At 70.7% G+C, this 20,625-nt stretch carries 21 protein-coding genes; 12 read left to right on the top strand and 9 right to left on the bottom strand.

Features of this window, described 5'->3' with window-relative positions; all coding sequences use genetic code 11:
* Positions 1–818: 818 nt before the first annotated feature.
* Positions 819–1,637 carry a thioredoxin domain-containing protein gene (locus tag ABT084_RS32670; RefSeq protein ID WP_351051811.1) on the bottom strand — a complete coding sequence of 273 codons (819 nt, stop codon included), beginning with the start codon at positions 1,635–1,637 and terminating at the stop codon, positions 819–821.
* Between the two features lie 239 nt (positions 1,638–1,876).
* Between ABT084_RS32670 and ABT084_RS32665 the strand changes: the two genes are divergently transcribed.
* Complete coding sequence (locus ABT084_RS32665) at positions 1,877–3,598, top strand: lytic transglycosylase domain-containing protein (protein ID WP_351051808.1); 1,722 nt, start codon at positions 1,877–1,879, stop codon at positions 3,596–3,598.
* A gap of 170 nt (positions 3,599–3,768) precedes the next feature.
* Here the strand turns inward: ABT084_RS32665 and ABT084_RS32660 are convergent, their stop codons facing one another.
* The gene (locus ABT084_RS32660) at positions 3,769–3,972 is read right to left on the bottom strand and encodes a cold-shock protein (protein WP_112451444.1); all 204 of its coding nucleotides are present in this window, start codon (positions 3,970–3,972) and stop codon (positions 3,769–3,771) included.
* Positions 3,973–4,209: 237 nt separating this feature from the next.
* Between ABT084_RS32660 and ABT084_RS32655 the strand changes: the two genes are divergently transcribed.
* Entirely contained in the window at positions 4,210–5,058 is an 849-nt protein-coding gene (locus ABT084_RS32655) for a menaquinone biosynthetic enzyme MqnA/MqnD family protein (RefSeq protein ID WP_351051807.1), read from the top strand.
* A gap of 90 nt (positions 5,059–5,148) precedes the next feature.
* On the opposite strand, the gene ABT084_RS32650 is transcribed toward ABT084_RS32655, so the two are convergent.
* Positions 5,149–6,204 (bottom strand): alpha/beta hydrolase, encoded by a 1,056-nt coding sequence (locus tag ABT084_RS32650; protein ID WP_351051804.1) that lies wholly within the window; start codon positions 6,202–6,204, stop codon positions 5,149–5,151.
* 100 nt (positions 6,205–6,304) lie between these two features.
* Here ABT084_RS32650 and ABT084_RS32645 point away from each other — a divergent pair, with 100 nt between their 5' ends.
* From ABT084_RS32645 to ABT084_RS32625, 5 genes are all read left to right on the top strand, one after another.
* Positions 6,305–8,071 (top strand): serine/threonine-protein kinase, encoded by a 1,767-nt coding sequence (locus ABT084_RS32645; protein ID WP_351051801.1) that lies wholly within the window; start codon positions 6,305–6,307, stop codon positions 8,069–8,071.
* A gap of 111 nt (positions 8,072–8,182) precedes the next feature.
* Positions 8,183–9,382, top strand: coding sequence for a cyclic dehypoxanthinyl futalosine synthase (gene mqnC, locus ABT084_RS32640; RefSeq protein WP_351051798.1), 1,200 nt, complete (start codon positions 8,183–8,185; stop codon positions 9,380–9,382).
* An 87-nt stretch (positions 9,383–9,469) separates the two neighbouring features.
* Complete coding sequence (locus ABT084_RS32635) at positions 9,470–10,135, top strand: imidazolonepropionase-like domain-containing protein (RefSeq protein ID WP_351051795.1); 666 nt, start codon at positions 9,470–9,472, stop codon at positions 10,133–10,135.
* Between the two features lie 136 nt (positions 10,136–10,271).
* On the top strand, positions 10,272–10,964 hold the full coding sequence (locus ABT084_RS32630) for a demethylmenaquinone methyltransferase (protein ID WP_351051793.1): 693 nt from the start codon (positions 10,272–10,274) through the stop codon (positions 10,962–10,964).
* A gap of 14 nt (positions 10,965–10,978) precedes the next feature.
* Positions 10,979–11,890, top strand: a complete 912-nt coding sequence (locus ABT084_RS32625) for a glutaminase (RefSeq protein ID WP_351051790.1) — start codon at positions 10,979–10,981, stop codon at positions 11,888–11,890.
* A 13-nt stretch (positions 11,891–11,903) separates the two neighbouring features.
* On the opposite strand, the gene ABT084_RS32620 is transcribed toward ABT084_RS32625, so the two are convergent.
* On the bottom strand, positions 11,904–12,488 hold the full coding sequence (locus ABT084_RS32620) for a GNAT family N-acetyltransferase (protein WP_351051787.1): 585 nt from the start codon (positions 12,486–12,488) through the stop codon (positions 11,904–11,906).
* Between the two features lie 98 nt (positions 12,489–12,586).
* On the opposite strand from ABT084_RS32620, the gene ABT084_RS32615 reads away from it, so the two are divergent.
* Positions 12,587–13,870: a geranylgeranyl reductase family protein gene (locus ABT084_RS32615; RefSeq protein WP_351051786.1), complete on the top strand. Its 1,284-nt coding sequence runs from the start codon at positions 12,587–12,589 to the stop codon at positions 13,868–13,870.
* Positions 13,871–13,928: 58 nt separating this feature from the next.
* Here ABT084_RS32615 and ABT084_RS32610 read toward each other — a convergent pair whose 3' ends face one another.
* The 5 genes from ABT084_RS32610 to ABT084_RS32590 form a co-directional block, all read right to left on the bottom strand.
* Positions 13,929–14,378, bottom strand: a complete 450-nt coding sequence (locus ABT084_RS32610) for a PIN domain-containing protein (RefSeq protein WP_351051783.1) — start codon at positions 14,376–14,378, stop codon at positions 13,929–13,931.
* Positions 14,372–14,614, bottom strand: coding sequence for a hypothetical protein (locus ABT084_RS32605; RefSeq protein WP_147420012.1), 243 nt, complete (start codon positions 14,612–14,614; stop codon positions 14,372–14,374). The genes ABT084_RS32610 and ABT084_RS32605 overlap by 7 nt, the downstream gene beginning before the upstream one ends.
* 167 nt (positions 14,615–14,781) lie before the next feature.
* Complete coding sequence (locus tag ABT084_RS32600; RefSeq protein ID WP_351051780.1) at positions 14,782–15,252, bottom strand: DUF732 domain-containing protein; 471 nt, start codon at positions 15,250–15,252, stop codon at positions 14,782–14,784.
* A 103-nt stretch (positions 15,253–15,355) separates the two neighbouring features.
* On the bottom strand, positions 15,356–15,715 hold the full coding sequence (locus ABT084_RS32595; protein WP_351051777.1) for a hypothetical protein: 360 nt from the start codon (positions 15,713–15,715) through the stop codon (positions 15,356–15,358).
* 326 nt (positions 15,716–16,041) lie between these two features.
* Positions 16,042–16,899 carry a C40 family peptidase gene (locus ABT084_RS32590; RefSeq protein ID WP_351051774.1) on the bottom strand — a complete coding sequence of 286 codons (858 nt, stop codon included), beginning with the start codon at positions 16,897–16,899 and terminating at the stop codon, positions 16,042–16,044.
* A gap of 736 nt (positions 16,900–17,635) precedes the next feature.
* Here ABT084_RS32590 and ABT084_RS32585 point away from each other — a divergent pair.
* From ABT084_RS32585 to ABT084_RS32570, 4 genes are read left to right on the top strand one after another with little or no spacing between them, the layout of a single operon-like run.
* Positions 17,636–17,995, top strand: coding sequence for an NADH-quinone oxidoreductase subunit A (locus tag ABT084_RS32585; protein WP_283452259.1), 360 nt, complete (start codon positions 17,636–17,638; stop codon positions 17,993–17,995).
* Between the two features lie 15 nt (positions 17,996–18,010).
* A complete protein-coding gene (locus ABT084_RS32580; protein WP_330331952.1) occupies positions 18,011–18,565 on the top strand; it encodes a NuoB/complex I 20 kDa subunit family protein in 555 nt (184 codons plus the stop codon).
* Positions 18,562–19,287, top strand: coding sequence for an NADH-quinone oxidoreductase subunit C (locus tag ABT084_RS32575; protein WP_351051770.1), 726 nt, complete (start codon positions 18,562–18,564; stop codon positions 19,285–19,287). Before ABT084_RS32580 ends, ABT084_RS32575 begins: the two co-directional genes overlap by 4 nt.
* On the top strand, positions 19,287–20,621 hold the full coding sequence (locus ABT084_RS32570) for an NADH-quinone oxidoreductase subunit D (protein ID WP_351051767.1): 1,335 nt from the start codon (positions 19,287–19,289) through the stop codon (positions 20,619–20,621). The genes ABT084_RS32575 and ABT084_RS32570 overlap by 1 nt, the downstream gene beginning before the upstream one ends.
* Positions 20,622–20,625: the final 4 nt, after the last annotated feature.

Here is a 20,625-nt window from a genome sequence, read left to right as displayed (position 1 = left end):
ACCCTTGACAGCACGACTCGACACGAAAAGCCAAGAACTGTCGGGCGGCCCCCGGAGGAACGGCAGGGGGGAGGGCCCCCGAAGGCCCGGGTCCTGGGCGAGTGGCCAGGGGCCCTGGTCCGGCCAAGCCGCGCCCTCCGGGCGAAGAGACCACAAGCCACAAGCGACAAGCCACAAGCGACAGACACGCGCCAGATCGCTACGCGCTTCTCTTGGGGCGGCGTCTGCGGCCTGTTTGTGCCTGATGGGCAGTTCGGGAGGGTGGAAAGTCGCCCTCATGAGCATGGAGTCGGATCAAGGCGGGCTCGACACCCAACACCCCACCAAGACGCCCCTTTTGTAACCATTTGAGACCCGGTTGATGGGTCGGACGGCCGCTTGCCCCGTCTCCATGCCCGTCTCGCCGTAGTTGAGGTCCTGGACAGCCCCGAACAGGCCGCAGACGCCGATCCCAGAGAAGCGCGTAGCGATCTGTCAGCGTTCTTGGTGCTTGTCGCCTGTCGTCTGTCCGCCCGGAGGGCGCGGCTTCGCCGCACCCTCGTCCCGGCCCAGCGACTTCACGAGGGGCCCATGGTCAGCCTCCCCCCTGCCTTCCCCCGGGGGCCGCCCGACAGTTCTTGGCTTTTCGGGTCGAGTCGTGCTGTCAAGGGTGGCCGCAGGTCATCGCGCAGCGACGCGACGAAGGAGCGCCCTTGACAGTGCGGCTCGGCACGAAGAGACAGTTGAACTGACGGGCAGCCCCCGGAAACCTCCCCGACCCCGGACGCTCGAAGCCCAAGCCCCTGCGGCGAAGCCGCACCCGGCGAAGCCGGGCCCCCCTACCCCCCGCCGTTCTCGCGGACCAGACCTCCGAACGCCTCCGGTGTGATCGTCTCCAGGCCCTTGCCCGTGAGGACGTTGACCTGTTTGCCGTTGATCTCCACGTCCGGGGTGCCCTTCTTGCCGCTTTCGTAGAAGGCCTTCGAGACCTTGTCGACCCACGGCATGTACGTCAGTTCCTTCACGGCCTGGTTGAACGCCGGCGTGCGCAGGCCCGGGACCTGGTCCGCCAGGTCCAAGAGGGTGGCCGTCGAGCCGAACTTGTCGTCCGACTCCTTGGCCGGGTGGTTCTTGTAGAGCACCTGGAGGTAGTCCATGAACTTCCCGGGGCTCTCGTTGACCGCCGCGCCCAGGGCGTTGAGGGCGCGCTTGGAGCCCTTGCCGCCCGCCGCTCCGTCCAGGAAGGTCGCGAAGCGGTATTCGACGCGGTACGCGCCCGCGTCCGCCTGCTCCTTGAGGGTCTTGCCGAGGCCGATCTCGACGCCCGCGCAGAACGGGCAGCGCGGGTCCAGCCAGATGCCGACGACGTCCTTCGCGTCCGCCGTGCCGTACGGCACGACGACGCCGTCCTTGCCCGAGGTGTGGGCGGGCTGGACGAAGGGCTTGCCCGCCGACTCGGCCGAGGCCCCGGAGCCCGAAGTGGCGGACTTCGAGGCGTAGATGCCGACTCCCACCGCGAGGGCGAGTACGGCGACCAGCGCGCCGCCGACCATCAGGCGCCCGCGCAGCTTCGCCGCGCGGGCACCGGCCGCGCGCTCCAGGCGGAGCCGCTCCCGGGCGTCGCGGCTCCGCTGGTCCTTCTTGTTGCTCTTGGCCATGAAGACAGCCTAGGGAGCGGAGGTGGTGGATACCCGGGCCATTCGGACTTTTCGGGGCGGGTCTTAGGGCCTTTGTTCGGAGTTGGACTATCTGCGGGTGAAGGTGAGGCGAATGGTCTGTCACATATCGGTGCGGGGACGGCGAGTCGTTCACGAATACCTGATAGACAGTGAATATTCATGGCTCGTCCGGCCGCGCACTCACATGTCCACGGCTGCCTTGGGGGGATTGCCGCACTGTGAAGCCTCTTCACCGTCACCTTGTCAGCACGTCGCGCAAAGTCCTGTGCACCGCCGCACTCGCGGCGAGTCTGACCACGGCGGCGGTCGTCACGACCGCGCCGACGGCCGACGCGGGGGAGGCCGAGCCGGGACCGGACAGTCCCCAGGCCAACGACCGCGGCAACGCGCGCCTCGACCTGCCCGACCTGGTGGCCGACCCGCCGCCCCAGGCCGGCTCCGGAGCCCCCGAAGGCGCCAGCGGGATACCCGCGACCGCCCTCGACGCCTACCGCCGGGCCGAGCTGGCGGTCGGTGCCGCGCTCCCCAACTGCAAGCTGCCCTGGCAGCTGCTCGCGGGCATAGGCCGGATCGAGTCCGTCCACGCCTCCGGCTACGGCCTGAAGGCGGACGGCTCCACGGAGAAGCCGATCCGCGGCCCGCGCCTGGACGGCAACGGCTTCGCGTCGATCAAGGACACCGACAAGGGCGCGTGGGACGGGGACACGGAGTACGACCGGGCCGTGGGCCCGCTCCAGTTCATCCCCTCCACCTGGCAGACCTGGGGCGCCGACGGCAACGGCGACGGCAACCGGGACCCGAACAACATCTACGACGCCGCGCTCGGCGCGGGCCTCTACCTGTGCGCGGGTGATCGGAACCTCTCCAACCCGGGCGACCTGGACAAGGCGATCCTGAGCTACAACAGCTCCCGCGAGTACGTGAACTCCGTCCTCGGCTGGATGCGCCAGTACCAGGCCGGCGTCGCCGACGTCCCGAACCCGCCCCCGGGGAACTACCCGACCCCGCCGCCCGGGTCGCTGCCCACCCCGCCGCGCCCGCCCGTGACCCCGCAGGCCCCGGTGACCCCGCAGAAGCCGCCGACGGTCCCGCCCACGACCCCGCCGACCAAGCCGCCCACGAAGCCGACCGATCCTCCGAAGGCGCCCGCGACGGTGAGCGAGCTCGCGGTGGTCGGCGAGCCGAAGATCACCGCCGAGGCGGGTTCGGTCTTCGGGTCCGCCCCCAAGGTGAAGGCGGTCCTGAGCGACGGCAAGCCCGCCGCGGGCGAGACGGTCACCTTCAAGGTCGAGGACGACGACACCTCCGGCACGGTCTTCGAAGCCGACGGCAAGACCTCCGCCGTGGTCAAGACGGACAAGGACGGCATCGCGGTCGCCCCCGCCCTGAAGGCGGGCGACAAGGCGGGCGAGAAGGAGGGTGCCTTCACCCTGCGGGCCACCCTCTACAGCCAGGGCAAGGGCAGCAGCACGGGCAGCCAGCCCTTCACGGTGAAGTTCACCGGGACGGTCACCCCCAAGCCCAAGCCGGCGCCGGTCGTGGACGCGCTGGGCCGTACCGGGACCAAGCCGCTCAGCGCGGTCCAGGGCTCCAGCTTCGTCGGCGTCGAGGTGAAGGCCACGGCCAAGGGCGCGCCGATCGCGGGCACGAAGGTCACGGCCGCGCTGGTCGAGAAGGACGAGAACGGCAAGTGGGTCCCGGTGGACCCGGCCGCGCGCACCCCGTTCTTCAAGGACAAGGACGGCAAGGAGCTGCACACGGTGACGCTGGCGCCGACCGGGGCCGACGGCCTGGTCACCCTGCCGGACCTGTTCACCGCCTCGGCTCCGGGTGCGAACGCCACCCCGGTCGCGCCGGGTACGTACCACCTGCGCCTGGTCACCGAGAACGGCGTGGAGCTGATCCTGGACCTGACCGTCACCGCCGCCCCGGCGGCGTAGGCCTCGGGTACACGAGAGGGGCGGGACCCATCGGTCCCGCCCCTCTCGCACGCCCCCGGTTCCGTCCTCGGGGGCGCACAGGCAGGAGCCCTGCCGCCTCCGCTCGCGCGGAGGTGACAGGGCTCCTTGGGTACTGCATCTCCAACCCGCGATCGGGCTGGCCCAGGCGACTAGGCCGGGGTGACGTTCTCCGCCTGCGGGCCCTTCGGACCCTGCGTGACGTCGAAGTTCACGAGCTGGTTCTCCTCAAGGGAGCGGAAACCAGCCGCGTTGATCGCGGAGTAGTGGACGAAGACATCCGGGCCCCCGCCGTCCTGGGCGATGAAGCCGAAGCCCTTTTCAGCGTTGAACCACTTCACGGTTCCGGTAGCCATGAGCCCTCCTATGGGCCAAAGGGTCGCCCTGCTCCAGAACCTGCTAAGAAGTCTGAAAACTACAAAAGCCTGCGGGTCACATGCTCCGCAGGCTTCGTACTGCAAGGGAAACCAAACTGCAACTTGCGACGAGCCTAGCACGCACACTGCGGGGTCGACCAGAGGGAAAGATCACGTCACCCGGACGTTTGAGACCCGTCCGAAGGCTGACGGGAGGACGGGGGCTAGTCTCGCGATGTGGACGTCTATCGCAGCCGGCCCAGGGTCGGCCACATCCAGTTCCTGAACTGCCTGCCGCTGTACTGGGGGCTGGCGAGAACCGGGACCCTGCTGGACCTGGAGCTGACCAAGGACACCCCCGAGAAGCTGAGTGAGCGGCTCGTCCGGGGCGAGCTCGACATCGCTCCGATCACCCTCGTGGAGTTCCTCCGCAACGCCGACCAGCTCGTCGCCTTCCCCGACCTCGCGGTCGGCTGCGACGGCCCCGTGATGTCCTGCGTGATCGTCTCCCAGGTGCCCTTGGAGCAGCTCGACGGCGCCCGGGTCGCGCTCGGGTCCACCTCCCGTACGTCCGTACGGCTGGCCCAGCTGATGCTCGCCGAGCAGTACGGCGTACAGCCCGACTACTACACCTGCCCGCCCGACCTCGGCGTGATGATGCAGGAGGCCGACGCGGCCGTACTGATCGGCGACGCGGCCCTGCGGGCCTCCCTGCACGACGCGCCCCGGCTCGGTCTCACCGTGCATGACCTGGGGCTCATGTGGAAGGAGTGGACCGGGCTGCCGTTCGTCTTCGCCGTCTGGGCCGCCCGCAAGGACTACCTGGAGCGCGAGCCGGCGATGGTGAAGGAGGTCCACGAGGCCTTCCTCGCGTCCCGCGACCTGTCCCTGGAGGAGGTCACCAAGGTGGCCGAGCAGGCGGCCCGCTGGGAGGCCTTCGACGCGGAACTGCTGGAGCGGTACTTCACCACGCTCGACTTCCGCTTCGGCCCGGACCAGCTGGCGGGCGTACGCGAATTCGCGCGCCGCACCGGAGCGACCAGCGGGTTCCCGGCGGACGTGACGGTGGAGCTGCTGGCGCCCTGACGCGGCGGGGGAGCGGCGGGGGGAGCGCGCGGAGGGAGCACGCGGCGAGCTCGCGGCGAGCGCGCGGCGAGCAGCGCCCTGACCGGTGGCTCAGGCCGTGGGGACCGGCGCCTGGAGGTGGGCGCTGATCCACTTCATGCTGCCCTCCCCCATGCCCCGGATGTAGGTCTTCGCGTTGTGCTCCCCGCCCGCGATGACCTGCAAATGGGTCTTTACGGGACCCTTCCCGTAATTCCTGATGAATTTCTCCACATTCGACTTTCCGCTTTCCTTGCTGCCGACCTGGAAGGCGAGATAGACGTCGGGGCCGTCCTTCTCCGCGAGTTCCCCGGCCAGGCGTTCCGGATTGTTCGCCTGGCGTTCCTCCTCGTATCCCTTCCACAGGGGGGAGTCGGGCACGGTGTCCGGGCCGGAGGCGATGACCGCCTTGAATTGGTCCGGTTTCTGGAGGACGGACTTCAGCGCCGCGAAGCCGCCGGAGGAGGAGCCCATGAAGGCCCAGCCGTCCCGGGAGTGGAAGGTGCGGAAGTTCGCCCGGACCAGGTCCGGCACGTCCTCGGTGAGCCAGGTGCCCATCTTCGGCTGTCCCGGGATGTCGCTGCCGTCGTAAAAGTGGGATTTGTCCGGGTTCAGTACCGGCATCACCACGATGAAGGGCAGGCTCCGGCCGTCCTTCGACCAGGCGGCGATGCTGCTCTCCAGCCGGAGGCCGGCGGCCATCCAGTAGTTCTTCGGGAACCCCCGGCCGCCGGGCAGCGCGATCAGCACCGGGAAGCCGCTGTGCGCGTACTGGGATTCGAAGTACTGCTTCGGCGCCCACACCCAGACTTTTCCCGTGAACCCCGATTTCTGGCCCTCCAGGGTGGTCACGCCGATCGTCGTCCCGTCCTCGAGGGTGCTCTCCTCGTGGAACTCCGCTTCCGGGCCGGTCGGCAGCTGGGTCAGCCGCTCCGCCTCGGCCACCGGGTGCGGGCTGACGCTGCTGGCGGGGGTGTGTGCCGGGGCCGTGCTCGGGGCGTCGAAGCGGACCCGGCCGCCCTGGCCGGAGCAGCCCCCCAGCGTGACGGTGACGCAGGCGGTGAGGCAGGCGGTGAGCAGGACGGCGGCCCGGGCCGCCGTGTCCGCCGTGGTCGTGCGCGGTCTCATGCCGATCACCGTGCCACGGATTCGGTGCCCGCGTGGGCCGACAGGGCCTAGTGTGCTGAGCCGTCAGGCATGCACGGGGGAGCAGAGGACGGGGGACGCGATGCAGCCGCTCGAAGCCGGTGAGCCGCGCACGATCGGGCCGTACCGGCTGCTGGGCCGGCTCGGCGCGGGCGGGATGGGCCGGGTCTACCTGGGGCGCAGCGCGGGCGGACGCACGGTCGCGGTCAAGATCGTGCACCCGCACTTCGCCTCGGACGACGAGTTCCGGGCCCGCTTCCGCCGGGAGGTCGCCGCCGCGCGGCGGGTGGGCGGGGAGTGGACCGCCGAGGTGCTGGGCGCTGATCCGGAAGCCGCCGTTCCGTGGGTGGCGACCGCATACGTCGCCGGGCCCTCGCTGGACCGGGCGCTCGCCGCGCACGGGGCGCTGCCGGAGCACTCCGTCCGGGCGATCGGCGCGGGGCTGGCCCGCGCGCTGGTGGCGGTGCACGCGCTGGGCCTCGTACACCGCGACGTGAAGCCCTCGAACGTGATGCTGACCCTCGACGGGCCGCGGCTGATCGACTTCGGGATCGCCCGGGCCACCGACGGCACCGCCTCGCTGACCTCGACCGGCGTCTCGGTGGGCTCGCCCGGCTACATGGCGCCCGAGCAGATCCTCGGCAAGGGGGTCACCGGGGCTTCCGACGTCTTTTCGCTCGGTGCGGTCCTGGCCTTCGCCGCGACCCGGCAGCCCCCCTTCAGCGGGGACAACGCGGCGACCCTCCTCTACAAGGTGGTCCACGAGGAGCCCGACCTGAGCGCCGTCCCGGCCGGGGAGCTGCGCGAGCTGATCGGCGCCTGCCTGGCCAAGGTGCCGGGCGAGCGGCCCGCCCCGGAGGCGATCGCGGTGGCGCTGGGCGGGGCGCTGGGGGCGCCCGGCTGGCTGCCCGGGCCGCTGGTCGAGGAGGTGAGCCGGGCCGCGTCGCGGCTGCTGGACCTGGACGCGGACGCGGAGCCGGGGCTGGACGCCTCCGGCCCGGTGCCGTTCGCGACACCGGCCTACAGCTCGGACGCGCTCGGGGGTTTCGGCCCCGCGGACTCCTCGTACGACGCCCGGCGGACCCCGGCCGGGCCGGTGGGCCCGTACGGCCCGGCGCCCTCCACCGGCGCCCCGGACCTCGCGCACTCCCCGTACCTCCCGCACGTCCCGACCCAGCCGGGCACCGGCAGCGCGGCCGGGACCGCGGACACCGCCCAGGGCGCGCCGGACGGCGGCCGGCGCGGGCTGCGCTTCACCGCGGCCGGGCGCCGGATGAGCTGCACGCTGGTGCTGGCCATGGGCGCGGTGGCGGTGGCGCTCGGAGGGGGGCTGTACGGGCTGGGCCTGCTGCCCGGGAGCACGCCCGACACGGCCTCGAAGCCGAGCCCCCCTGCCTCCACCCCGGGGGGCAGCCGCTCCCCGTCCCCCTCGCCGTCGCCGTCCGCGCGCGACGACGGGTCGTCCGCGGCGCCGACGGGGAGCACGCGTGACGACGTACCAGAGGAGTTCATCGGGACCTGGAAGGGCTCGATCACCACGAACCTCGGTCTGCCCACCCGGTTCGAGATCACGATCCGGGCCGGGAAGAAGGGCGCGGTGGTCGCCCGCGACCACTCGGTCGTCGACCTCCTCGGCACGAAGTACGACTGCAGCGGCGACTGGAAGCTCTCCGTCGCCACCGACCGCGCGCTCGTCCTGGACACCGCGGGCGGCCCCAACCCGCATCCCGGCATCTGCGCGCCGGGCTCCGCCGACGAGCGCTTCGCCCTCACCGAGGGCGGCGCCCTCCACTACCGCTCGGGCGACCGGGCGGCCGGAAACCCCGAGGGCGACCTGACGAAGGGCTGACGAGGAGCGGGGGGCGTGTTCGAGACGGCCCCCCGCAACGGCACCCGACCGCTGGCGTAGGCTGGATCGGTCCGGACAACCCTTGACACACCGCCGAAAGGTGACGCACCGGTGACCGACCAGGCCGCTCTCCAGTCTGTCCTCGACCGTGCCGCCGCAGGGGGCCGGATCACCCAGCAAGAGGCCCTCGACCTCTACCGCGACGCACCGCTGCACGCGCTCGGCCAGGCGGCCGACGCCGTGCGCCGCCGCCGCTACGCGGGTACCGAGCACATCGCGACGTACATCATCGAGCGCAACATCAACTACACCAACGTGTGCGTCACGGCATGCAAGTTCTGCGCCTTCTACGCGGCCCCGAAGGACACCAAGAAGGGCTGGTCGCGGGACCTCGACGACATCCTGCGCCGCTGCGCGGAGACCGTCGAACTGGGCGGCACGCAGATCATGTTCCAGGGCGGACACCACCCGGACTACGGCGTCGAGTACTACGAGCACCACTTCGCCGCGATCAAGAAGGCCTTCCCGCAGCTGGTCATCCACTCCCTCGGCGCGTCCGAGGTCGAGCACATGGCCCGCATCTCGGGCGTCTCCGCGGAGGAGGCCATCACGCGCATCCACGCCGCCGGCCTCGACTCCTTCGCGGGCGCCGGCGCCGAGCTCCTCCCGGAGCGGCCGCGCAAGGCGATCGCCCCGCTCAAGGAGTCCGGCGAGCGGTGGCTGGAGATCATGGAGATCGCCCACAAGCTGGGCGTGGAGTCCACCTCCACGATGCTCATGGGCACCGGCGAGACCAACGCCGAGCGGATCGAGCACATCGCGATGATCCGGGACACGCAGGACCGTACGGGCGGCTTCCGCGCCTTCATCCCGTACACCTACCAGCCCGAGAACAACCACCTCAAGGGCCGTACGCAGGCCACGGTGTTCGAGTACCTGCGCATGATCGCGATCGCGCGGCTGTACCTCGACAACATCGCGCACATCCAGGGCTCCTGGCTGACGGTCGGCAAGGAGGCGGGTCAGCTGGCGCTGCACTACGGCGCCGACGACCTCGGCTCGATCATGCTGGAGGAGAACGTCGTCTCCTCGGCCGGTGCCAAGCACCGCTCGAACCGCCAGGAGATCATCGACCTGATCCGCAAGGCGGGCCGGACCCCGGCGCAGCGCGCGACCACGTACGAGCACCTGCTGGTCCACGACGACCCGGCGAACGACCCGGTCGACGACCGCGTGGCCTCGCACATCTCCTCGACGGCGATCGAGGGCGGCACGGCGCACCCCGAGCTGAAGCTGATCTCGACGAACTGACCGCCGCCGACCGCCACCGCCTTCTCCACTGACCCCCACCGGCCCCACCGGCCCCACCGGCCTTCACTGATCGACGCACACGAACCGATGCTGACGCTGCACACCGCCGACTTCCTCGTCACCGGGCCCGGAGCGGCCCCGGTGCCGGGCGGGGCCGTCCTGGTCGAGGGTGACCGGATCGCTGGCGTGGGCCCGTACGAGGCCCTCGCCGAGCGGTATCCGCACGCCCGGACGCGGCGCTGGCCCGGGCTGCTGACCCCCGGGCTGGCCGTGCGCGGGGCCGAGGAGCTGCTGGAGCGGACGTACTACCCCGACGACCCGTACGAGGTCGCCGAGCTGGGCGTGGACCCGATCACCGGGGCCGAGGCCCTGGCGGCGCTCGGCCTGACCGAGGCCCGCTGGGGGAACAGCGCCCGGCGCGCCACCCAGAAGCTGCTGTCGCGCGGGGTGGTCGCGGTCAGCGGCCGGCTGCGCGTCCCCGCCGTCCGCACGGCGGTCTCCCGCTCGGGCCTGGCCCTGCTGCCGGGCGCGACGGCGGCCCCGGACGCGGGTACGGCCGTACCGGCGCCCTCGCTGGATCCCTTCGCGGGGCGGGCGGCGGCCGCGGAGGCGTTCCACGGGCCGCTCGAGCGCGGCGGGCCGGCCCGGTTCGCGGCCTTCGACGTGCCGGACCTGGACGCCCTGCTCGCGCGCGGCGCCACGACCTGTGTGGCCACGGTCATCGGCGGCCGCCTCCTGCACCGCCGCCGCTGAGCCGGCCGAGCCCGGCCGAGCCCCGCGCCGGACGGTGGGGCGGGCCTGCGAGAATGGAGGGGCACACCCACCGCGCCGTGCCCGCCGCCCGCGCCCCGCGCAGCGGCACCGCACCCGAGCTCTGCGAGGCCAACCAGTGACCCGCGCATCCCTGGACAAGCAGCCGCACGAAGTCGCCTCCATGTTCGACGGAGTGGCGGCCAACTACGACCTCACGAACGACGTCCTCTCCCTCGGCCAGGCCCGGCTGTGGCGCAAGGAGGTCGCCAAGGCGGTCGACGCGCGCCCCGCCCAGAAGGTGCTGGACCTGGCGGCCGGGACCGCGACCTCCTCGCTGCCGTTCGCCGCGACCGGCGCGTACGTCGTGCCCTGCGACTTCTCCCTCGGGATGCTCCGCGAGGGCAAGAAGCGCAACCCGTGGCTGCCGCTGACCGCGGGCGACGCGACGAAGCTGCCGTTCAAGGACGGCGTCTTCGACACGGTGACGATCTCGTTCGGGCTGCGCAACGTGCAGGACACCGAGGGCGCCCTGCGCGAGCTGTACCGGGTGACCAAGCCCGGCGGGCAGGTCGTCATCTGCGAGTTCTCGCAGCCGACCTGGGCGCCCTTCCGGACCGTCTACACCGAATACCTGATGCGCGCGCTGCCGCCGGTGGCCCGCGCGGTGTCCTCCAACCCCGACGCGTACGTCTACCTCGCCGAGTCCATCCGCGAGTGGCCGGACCAGCCCGCCCTCGCCGAGCTGCTGCAGAAGTCCGGCTGGGCCAAGGTCGCCTGGCGCAACCTCAGCGGCGGCATCGTCGCGCTGCACCGCGGCACCAAGGCGTAGGGGACGGACCGGCCGTGGACTACCAGGAGCTGCTGGAGACGATCGAGGCGGACATCGCCCCGCTCGTCGGCAGCGGGACGCCCGCCGAGTACATACCGGCGCTGGCGTCGGTGGAGCCGCGGCAGTTCGGCATGGCGATCGCCGACCTCGACGGCAATGTCCACGGCGTCGGCGACTGGCGGACGCCGTTCTCCGCGCAGTCCATCACCAAGGTGTTCGCGCTGGCCCTCGCCCTCGCGGAGGGCGGCGACAGCCTCTGGGAGCGGGTCGGCCGCGAGCCGTCCGGCAACCCCTTCAACTCGCTCGTGCAGCTGGAGTACGAGAACGGCATCCCCCGCAACCCGTTCATCAACGCGGGCGCGCTCGTGGTCACCGACCGGCTCCAGACCCTCACCGGTGACGCGAGCAGCGAGCTCCTGAAGTTCCTCCAGGAGGAGAGCGGCAACCCCGACATCGCCTTCGATGCCGAGGTCGCCGCCTCCGAGCAGGAGAACGGCGACCGCAATGCCGCCCTCGCCCACTTCATGGCCTCGTACGGGAACCTGGACAATCCGGTCCCCACGCTGCTCGACCACTACTTCTGGCAGTGCTCGATCGAGCTGACCTGTGGTGACCTGGCCCGCGCCGCCCGCTTCCTGGCCCGGCACGGGCTGCGCGCCGACGGCTCGCGGCTGCTGACCCGCAGCGAGGCCAAGCAGGTCAACGCGGTGATGCTGACGTGCGGGACGTACGACGCGGCGGGCGAGTTCGCCTACCGCGTCGGCCTGCCCGGCAAGAGCGGGGTCGGCGGCGGCATCGTCGCCGTGGTCCCGGGCCTGTGCACGCTCGCCGTGTGGAGCCCCGGGCTGGACGCCCAGGGCAACTCGGTGGCGGGCGTGGCGGCCCTGGACCGGTTCACGACGCTGACCGGCCTGTCCGTCTTCTAGGCCGTACCCGTCTTCAGGGCCGTCCCGTCTTCTGGGCCGTACCCGTCTTCTGGGCCGTACCCGTCTCCTCCCGCGCGTTCTCGGGGAAGTCCAGCGTGTACTTGCGGCCCGGGTTGCCACCCGGAGTGGTGAACTCCTCGGCCAGGTTCATGCCGAGCCGTTCCGCCACGGCGAGGGACCGGGTGTTGCGCGCGTCGATCATCGCCATGACATGCGGCACGCCCGCCGCGCGGACCCGTTCGACGGTGGCGAGCGCGGCGGCGTACGCGTACCCCTTGCCCCAGAACTCGCGGCCGAGCCGCCAGCCGATCTCGATCTCGCCGAGGGGCGGGCCCCAGGGCTTGGGCCACGGCTGGGCCCCGGTGAAGCCCATGACCGCGCCGTCGGCGTCCACGAGGGTCCACAGGCAGAAGCCGTGCCGGGCGTCGTGCAACCGCTGGCGGGCGGTGAATTCCTCGTACACGGAGAGTTCGGCGGGACCGCCCAGGAACTCCATGACGTCGGGGTGGCCGAACACCCGGTGCCAGGCGTGCGCGTCTTCGTCGGTGGGCACGCGCAGCTCTACGGCGGGGAGCGGCCGGGGCGGTGAGGCGGTCATCGTGGGCAGCCCTTCGGATCGTGATCTCTCTCGCTGCTTAGACTGCACATGTCTCGTGCCGTTCGGCACCCCTTATCGAGCCTTCGGGAGATCCCGCAGTGACCGAGCCCCTCTCCGAACACTCCGCGGATGTGATCGTCGTCGGGGCCGGGCCCGCCGGCTCCACCACCGCGTACTACCTCGCCAAGGCCGGACTCGACGTCCTGCTGCTGGAGAAGACGGCCTTCCCGCGCGAGAAGGTCTGCGGCGACGGTCTGACCCCGCGCGCGACCAAGCAGCTCGTGGCGATGGGCATCGACGTCTCCGAAGAGGCCGGCTGGCTGCGCAACAAGGGTCTGCGGATCATCGGCGGCGGGCAGCGGCTCCAGCTGGACTGGCCCGAGCTGGCCTCCTTCCCCGACTACGGCCTCGTGCGCAAGCGCGACGACTTCGACGAGACGCTCGCGCGGCAGGCCCAGAAGGCCGGTGCCCGGCTGTACGAGCGCTGCAACGTCGGCGAGCCGGTCCGTGACGCCCGCACCGGTCACATCACCGGTGTGCACGCGAAGCTGGGCGAGGAGAAGACCGCCGTCACCTTCCGGGCCCCGCTGGTGGTCGCGGCCGACGGCAACTCCTCCCGGCTGTCGCTGGCGATGGGCCTGCACCGGCGCGAGGACCGCCCGATGGGCGTGGCCGTCCGCACGTACTTCACCTCCCCGCGCCACGACGACGACTACCTGGAGTCGTGGCTGGAGCTGTGGGACCGGCGCGGCGGGCAGGACCGGCTGCTGCCCGGCTACGGCTGGATCTTCGGCATGGGCGACGGCACGTCGAACGTCGGCCTCGGCATCCTCAACTCCTCCTCCGCCTTCAAGGAGCTGGACTGGCGCGAGGTGCTGAAGGCGTGGTGCGCGTCGATGCCCGCCGACTGGGGCTACACCCCGGAGAACATGACGCAGCCGATCCGCGGCGCGGCCCTGCCGATGGCCTTCAACCGGCAGCCGCACTACACCAAGGGCCTGCTGCTGGTGGGCGACGCGGGCGGCCTCGTCAATCCGTTCAACGGCGAGGGCATCGCCTACGCGATGGAGTCGGGCCAGATCGCGGCCGAGGTCATCGTCCAGGCCCACGCCCGTGCCACCCCGGCGCAGCGCGAACTGGCGCTGCACAGCTACCCGAAGGTCCTCAAGGAGACCTACGGCGGCTACTACACGCTGGGCCGCGCCTTCGTGAAGCTGATCGGCAACCCGAAGGTGATGAAGATCGCCGCCCAGCGCGGCCTGACGCACCCGGTGCTGATGCGGTTCACGCTGAAGATGCTGGCGAACCTGACCGACCCCCAGGGCGGCGACGCGATGGACCGCATCATCAACGGCCTGAGCAAGGTCGCCCCGAAGGCCTGATCATTCAAGCCCTGGCCGCTTGGTGGAAAGCTGAGCGGCCAGGCCCCGCATCCGACTTTCAGACGTTGACGATCTTCACTTTCGGTGAGCCTGGTAGTTCCTCGGCAGCCTTGCACAGCGCTGGGATGTGCGACTCGTCAGAAGTGACGAGGAGCACCGGGGGAGTGCAGAGTGCGGCCGTGGCGACCACGAGTGCGTCCACGAGGCATTCGTGCCCGTCGAGGCCCGAGGCATCCAGCAGCTTCGCTGCGGCTTCTGTCACCGCGTCGTTGACCGGTTTCACATCAAAACGGGAAAGCAGGAACTGGAGTCGCTTGCCGGCCTCGCCGGTTCGGCGCACCTCCAGGGGAGTCAGGGCGGAGAGCGCGACGCGCCGGCCGCTCTGCTGGGCGACCTCGATGCGCGCGCGCATCCCCTCGTCGCCGTCGACGTGCAGTGAGAGACCTTGAGCATCCAGGACGAGTGTGCCCTCGCTCTTTGCCTTGATCTTGAGGCGTTTGCTCACCATTCCTGTTCCGCCTGCCGCCGTGCTTCGGCGGAGACGGGGCCGAAGGCCTTGCGGTCGGCGGTCACGACCTCGCGGAGCTTCTGCGCGGCGAGCCATTCCTCCAGGGCTTCGGCCACGACGGAGGAGAACCCGCTCTTGCCCGCGCGTTCCTCGACTTCCTTGATCAACGACTGGGCGAGCGACACGGATCTCTTACCGGCCCGCTCGACGGCCTGGGGTGCCACGTGACTGCTCATACCCAAAACGTACCACCGGCGGTAGGAAACTTCCCGTCCGATGCTTACCTCAGTGGAACCAAGGTCGCCCCGAAGGCCTGACCGCCTGCCCGCTGACCGCCTGCCCCTGACTTCCCGCAGCCGCCGCCCGGCGGCCCGTGTGCGCCGCCGGGCGGTGCGGGGGCGGGTCAGTAGGCCGGGCAGAGGTGGGTGTGGACCGCGTCGACGATGTTGGCGGCCTTGGCGGGGCCGAAGCCCGTCGGGTGGGCGGGGGAGCCGAACCGCTGGTTCGCCAGGTCGGTCTGCCGCTTCCGGTCGCCGGGGAAGCGCGCGATCGACTGGCAGAGGTTGCGGCCGCGGTCGACGGCCTTGTCGGGCTTGTTGTGGACGATGTCCGGGTCGATGGCCGTCAGCGCCGAGATGTACCGGTCCTGGGCCGCCGCGTCCGGCCAGGGCGGGAGTTCCTTCTCCTTCGCCGCGCCGCCGCCGGACTTGCCGGGTTTGCCCGTCGCGGCCGGGGGCGGGGGCGGGGGCGCGGGCGTCGAGACGGGCCGTGGCCCGGCCGGGGGCAGCACGCCGTCCTGATCGGTTCCGCACGCGGTCAGACACGCGGCGGCCAGGACGGCGGTGAGTAAGACGGTCGTTGTGCGGCGGTTCACGAATCTCCTCGTGTGCGGGTGGCCGCATGCGGAGGAGCCGGTCGCCGGGTGCGGGCCATGGCCGTCCCCGGCTGGGCGGTGACGCGCGGGGTTACGCCGGGGGTTACGCCGGGGGTTCCGGCGGGGCGAGCCGCGGGAGGTGGGCGATGCCGCCGCTCCCGGTGGGTACGTCGTCCAGCGGGACCGCGTCCGAGCCGTGGACGGCGTGGACGCCGCGGCGCACCAGGAGCAGGCCGCACAGCAGGACGCCCAGCGAGGAACCCCAGTACAGGGCCAGGACGGCCGGGCCGTCCGGGCGGGTCCAGGGGCGGGTGGTGGTCAGGAGCCAGCCGCCCAGGGCGAGCAGACCGAGGCCCACGGCGGCGGCGACCGCGGTCGCGTCGGGCGCGGGGGCGCGGTCGTGGTTCTGCGCGCCGTGCCGCCCGTCGTGGTCGCTGTGGTGCGCGTCGTGGTGCGTGCTCAATCCGGCCACCTCCTGCCAAGGATGGTAGGGCTCCGGGGTGCGCGTCGTCACCGTACGGCCATGACCGGTTCCGTACGGGCGGTCCGAGGGCCGTGGCGGCCGCCAGGACGGCCGGGGCGCGCCCGGGGCGGACCCACCCCGCCGGGGGCCGGAGGGCCGCCGAGACGGCCCGTCAGCGCCCTTGCCCCGCACAGCGGGACAGAACGGGCCGAGGGCCGGTACTCGCCCCCCGAGCGGGGGAGTACCGGCCCTTCGGCGGCGTCCGGGGACGCGCCGGGGCGTCGAAGGGCGGCCGCGGGGCCGCCGGACGCCTGCCCGGGGAACCGTCAGAGGATGCGGACGGCGCCCGTCGGCGGGTCGTAGCTCAGCGGGCGCTCGACGATGCCGGTGCCGGAGTTCTGCGCGCCGATGAACTTGCCGCCGCCGCTGTAGATGGCGACGTGGTAGGCGTTGCCGCGGCTGCCCCAGTACAGGACGTCGCCCACCTGGAGGTTGCTCAGGGAGACGGACGAGCCCTCGGCGGACTGGTCCTGCGACATGCGCGGCAGGGAGACGCCGACCTGGCGGTAGGCGGCCTGCACGAGACCGGAGCAGTCGTACGAGTACGGGCCGGTGCCGCCCATGACGTAGGACTTGCCGACCTGGTTGCGCGCGAAGTTGATGATGGCCGAGGCCGAACCGGTGGCCGGGGCGCGGACACCGGAGTCGTCGGAGTCCGCCGAGGAGCCGGAGGAGGACGAACCGGACGCGGAGGCGCTCGCGAGCTGCGTGCGGCCCGAAGCGCGGTTGGCGCGGTCGGCGTCGGCCTGGCGGTTGGCCTCGTCCGCGGCCTTCTTCTCCGCGTCGGCCTTGGCCTGGGCGTCGGCCTTGGCGAGCTTGGCCTCGGCGGCGGCGCCGGTACGGGCGGTCTCCTCCTGGGCGGTCAGTTCGCCGACGAGGGCCTGGGCGCGGGTGTTGTCCGCGGCCTTGATGACGGCGGAGGACACCTCGGAGCCGAGGTCCATGTTCAGGACCGGCATCTCGAGGGTCGTCTCGGTGGCGGGCTCGGCGGCGGGGGACGCGCTCGCCGTGCCGGCCATCGCCAGCGTGCTGAGAACGCCACCGGCAACTCCGGCTCGGACCGCGAGCTTCGAGGCGCTGCGGCGGGGCTTCCGGTGGCTGGGTATGTGAGCGGTGTGGGACATAGGGACAACCGGTATCAGGGGGTCGTGGGTCGCTTCAAGAAACGTGGTCTGCGCCACAGTTGCGCCAGAAGAGGTTTAACCGGGCGCGTCGCGCGTCTTATTGACGGCGTAACGGGCGAACCGGACACGGCCCCGCAAGCCTGTGATCATGGGCTTTCGGTAATAAGTCCGAATTGATCAGGTGGCTACCATCCACCCGCACAGATGGCCAAGCCCCCTTTCCCGCCGGGGAATTCCAATGTGGCACAGGTCACAGAAGTGTCACGTCATGCGGCTGCTGTGACCCGCCCGTGATGAGTCCGTGAAGTTCGTGAACGGATGCACGCGTCCACCGCCGTCCCCGGCGGGTCCCCCGACCGGGCTACGCGGCTTCCCTTTACCACCCGCGCCGACGTGCCGCCAATTTGCATGCAGTGCGCACCGTTTGATAGGGCGACACCTCCTCCACCTGCGATGACGGACTCGGATGTCACCTTTGGTGATCATGTGGATGCTTCGCGTATGAAGATCACCACTCATCGGACTTCATGATCGTTCGTCAGGTGGTGGAGATCACAAACTCGTTGTTGTTACCCGTGTCGCAGATCACAGACCGGCAGGCATAAGATGCGCACCAGTCCGGCTTGTGAACTGCCTCACATGCAAGCGCTCGATCGAAAGTCTGATCTTCGCGAGGTGGGACAGCGCGCCGGTGCAGCGGTCCAACGGTCAAGGACGACTGGAAGGAGCGAGGAGCGTGAATGCGTACGCGCCCATCCTCGTGCTCGGCGCCCTCGGCGCAGGGTTTGCGATCTTCTCCGTGGTCATGGCCACGCTGATCGGCCCAAAGCGGTACAACCGGGCAAAGCTTGACGCCTATGAATGCGGTATCGAACCGACCCCGGTTCCGGCCGGCGGCGGGCGTTTCCCGATCAAGTACTACCTGACGGCGATGCTCTTCATCGTCTTCGACATCGAGGTTGTCTTCCTCTACCCCTGGGCCGTCACCTTCGACTCCCTGGGGATCTTCGGGCTCGTCGAGATGCTGCTCTTCGTGCTCACCGTCTTCGTCGCCTACGCGTACGTATGGCGGCGGGGCGGCCTGGAATGGGACTGAGGGGCTGAATTTTCCATGGGACTGGAAGAGAAGCTGCCGAGCGGCTTTCTGCTGACCACCGTCGAACAGGCCGCGGGCTGGGTGCGCAAGTCATCCGTCTTCCCGGCCACGTTCGGCCTCGCGTGCTGCGCCATCGAGATGATGACCACCGGAGCGGGCCGGTACGACCTGGCCCGCTTCGGCATGGAGGTCTTCCGGGGTTCGCCGCGGCAGGCCGATCTGATGATCGTGGCCGGCCGGGTGAGCCAGAAGATGGCGCCCGTACTGCGGCAGGTGTATGACCAGATGCCTTCTCCCAAATGGGTTATTTCCATGGGGGTTTGCGCATCATCGGGTGGAATGTTCAATAACTACGCAATTGTCCAGGGCGTCGACCACATCGTCCCCGTGGACATCTATCTGCCCGGCTGCCCGCCCCGCCCCGAGATGCTGATGGACGCGATCCTCAAGCTCCACCAGAAGATCCAGGGCTCCAAGCTCGGTGTGAACCAGCAGGAGGCGGCCCGAGAGGCGGAGGAGGCGGCCCTCAAGGCGCTCCCCACCATTGAGATGAAGGGGCTGCTCCGGTGAGCACGACGAACGAAGAGCCGGAGGAGAACGGGAACGTTCCCGCTCCCCGCGGCGGCGCCGGGGGCGAGGTCATCGGCGTCCGCAAGGGCATGTTCGGTGCCGAGAACGGCGGCGACACCAGCGGCTACGGCGGCCTGGTGCGCACCGTGGCGCTGCCCGGCGCGACCAGCCGTCCGTACGGCTCGTACTTCGACGAGGTCGCCGACGAGCTGGAAGGCGCCCTGGAGGAGCAGGACCTGGTCCCGGGGAACGCCATCGAGAAGACGGTCGTCGACCGCGGCGAGCTCACCTTCCACATCGCGCGCGAGCACCTGGTGCGGGTGGCCTCCACCCTGCGCGACGACCCGGCCCTGCGCTTCGAACTGTGCACCGGCGTCTCGGGCGTGCACTTCCCCGAGGACAAGGGGCGCGAGCTGCACGCCGTCTACCACCTGCGCTCGATCACCCACGGCCGCGTGCTGCGCCTGGAGGTCTCGGTCCCGGACCGCGATCCGCACGTCCCGTCGCTGGTCTCGGTCTACCCGACCAACGACTGGCACGAGCGCGAGACGTACGACTTCTTCGGCCTGGTCTTCGACGGGCACCCGGCCCTCACCCGGATCATGATGCCGGACGACTGGCAGGGCTTCCCGCAGCGCAAGGACTACCCGCTCGGCGGCATCCCCGTCGAGTACAAGGGTGCCCAGATCCCGGCTCCCGACCAGCGGAGGTCGTACAGCTGATGTCCACTTCACCCGAGACGTCCCACGCCTCCTCCCGCGAGACCACCGAGGGCACCGTCTACACCGTCACCGGCGGCGACTGGGACGAGGTCGTGCAGTCGGCCGCCCGCGCCGACGACGAGCGGATCATCGTCAACATGGGTCCCCAGCACCCGTCCACGCACGGCGTGCTGCGGCTGATCCTGGAGATCGACGGGGAGACGGTCACCGAGGCCCGCTGCGGAATCGGCTACCTGCACACCGGCATCGAGAAGAACCTCGAATTCCGGAACTGGACGCAGGGCACCACCTTCGTGACGCGCATGGACTACCTGACGCCGTTCTTCAACGAGACGGCGTACTGCCTGGGCGTCGAGAAGCTCCTCGGCATCACGGACCAGATCCCCGACCGCGCCACCGCCATCCGCGTCCTGCTGATGGAGCTGAACCGGCTCTCCTCCCACCTGGTGTGCATCGCCACCGGCGGCATGGAGCTGGGCGCGACCACGATCATGATCTACGGCTTCCGCGACCGCGAGCTGATCCTCGACCTCTTCGAGCTGATCACCGGCCTGCGCATGAACCACGCGTTCATCCGCCCCGGCGGCCTCGCCCAGGACCTGCCCGCGGGCGCGATGGACCAGCTGCGCGACTTCGTGAAGACCATGAAGAAGAACCTGCCGGAGTACGACAAGCTCGCCACCGGCAACCCCATCTTCAAGGCCCGCATGCAGGACGTCGGCTACCTCGACCTCACCGGCTGCATGGCGCTCGGCGCGACCGGACCCGTCCTGCGCTCGGCGGGCCTGCCGCACGACCTGCGCAAGTCGGACCCGTACTGCGGGTACGAGGAGTACGACTTCGACGTGCCGACCACCGAGTCCTGCGACTCCTACGGGCGGTTCCTGATCCGCCTGGAAGAGATGCGCCAGTCGCTGCGGATCGTCGAGCAGTGCCTGGAGCGGCTGGAGCCCGGCCCGGTCATGGTCGCCGACAAGAAGATCGCCTGGCCCGCGCAGCTCGCGATGGGACCGGATGGCCTCGGCAATTCGCTGGACCACATCAAGAACATCATGGGCACCTCCATGGAGGCCCTCATCCACCACTTCAAGCTGGTGACCGAGGGCTTCCGGGTGCCGGCCGGCCAGGTGTACGCCGCCGTCGAGTCCCCCAAGGGCGAACTGGGCGTCCACGTCGTCTCCGACGGCGGGACCCGCCCCTACCGGGTCCACTTCCGCGACCCGTCCTTCACCAACCTGCAGGCCATGGCGGCGATGTGCGAGGGCGGCCAGGTCGCCGACGTCATCGTGGCCGTCGCCTCCATCGACCCCGTGATGGGAGGCGTCGACCGATGACCAC

This window comes from Streptomyces sp. NPDC002138 (assembly GCF_040296485.1).
Taxonomy (GTDB): domain Bacteria; phylum Actinomycetota; class Actinomycetes; order Streptomycetales; family Streptomycetaceae; genus Streptomyces.
This window is presented reverse-complemented; position numbering and strand designations above follow the sequence as displayed.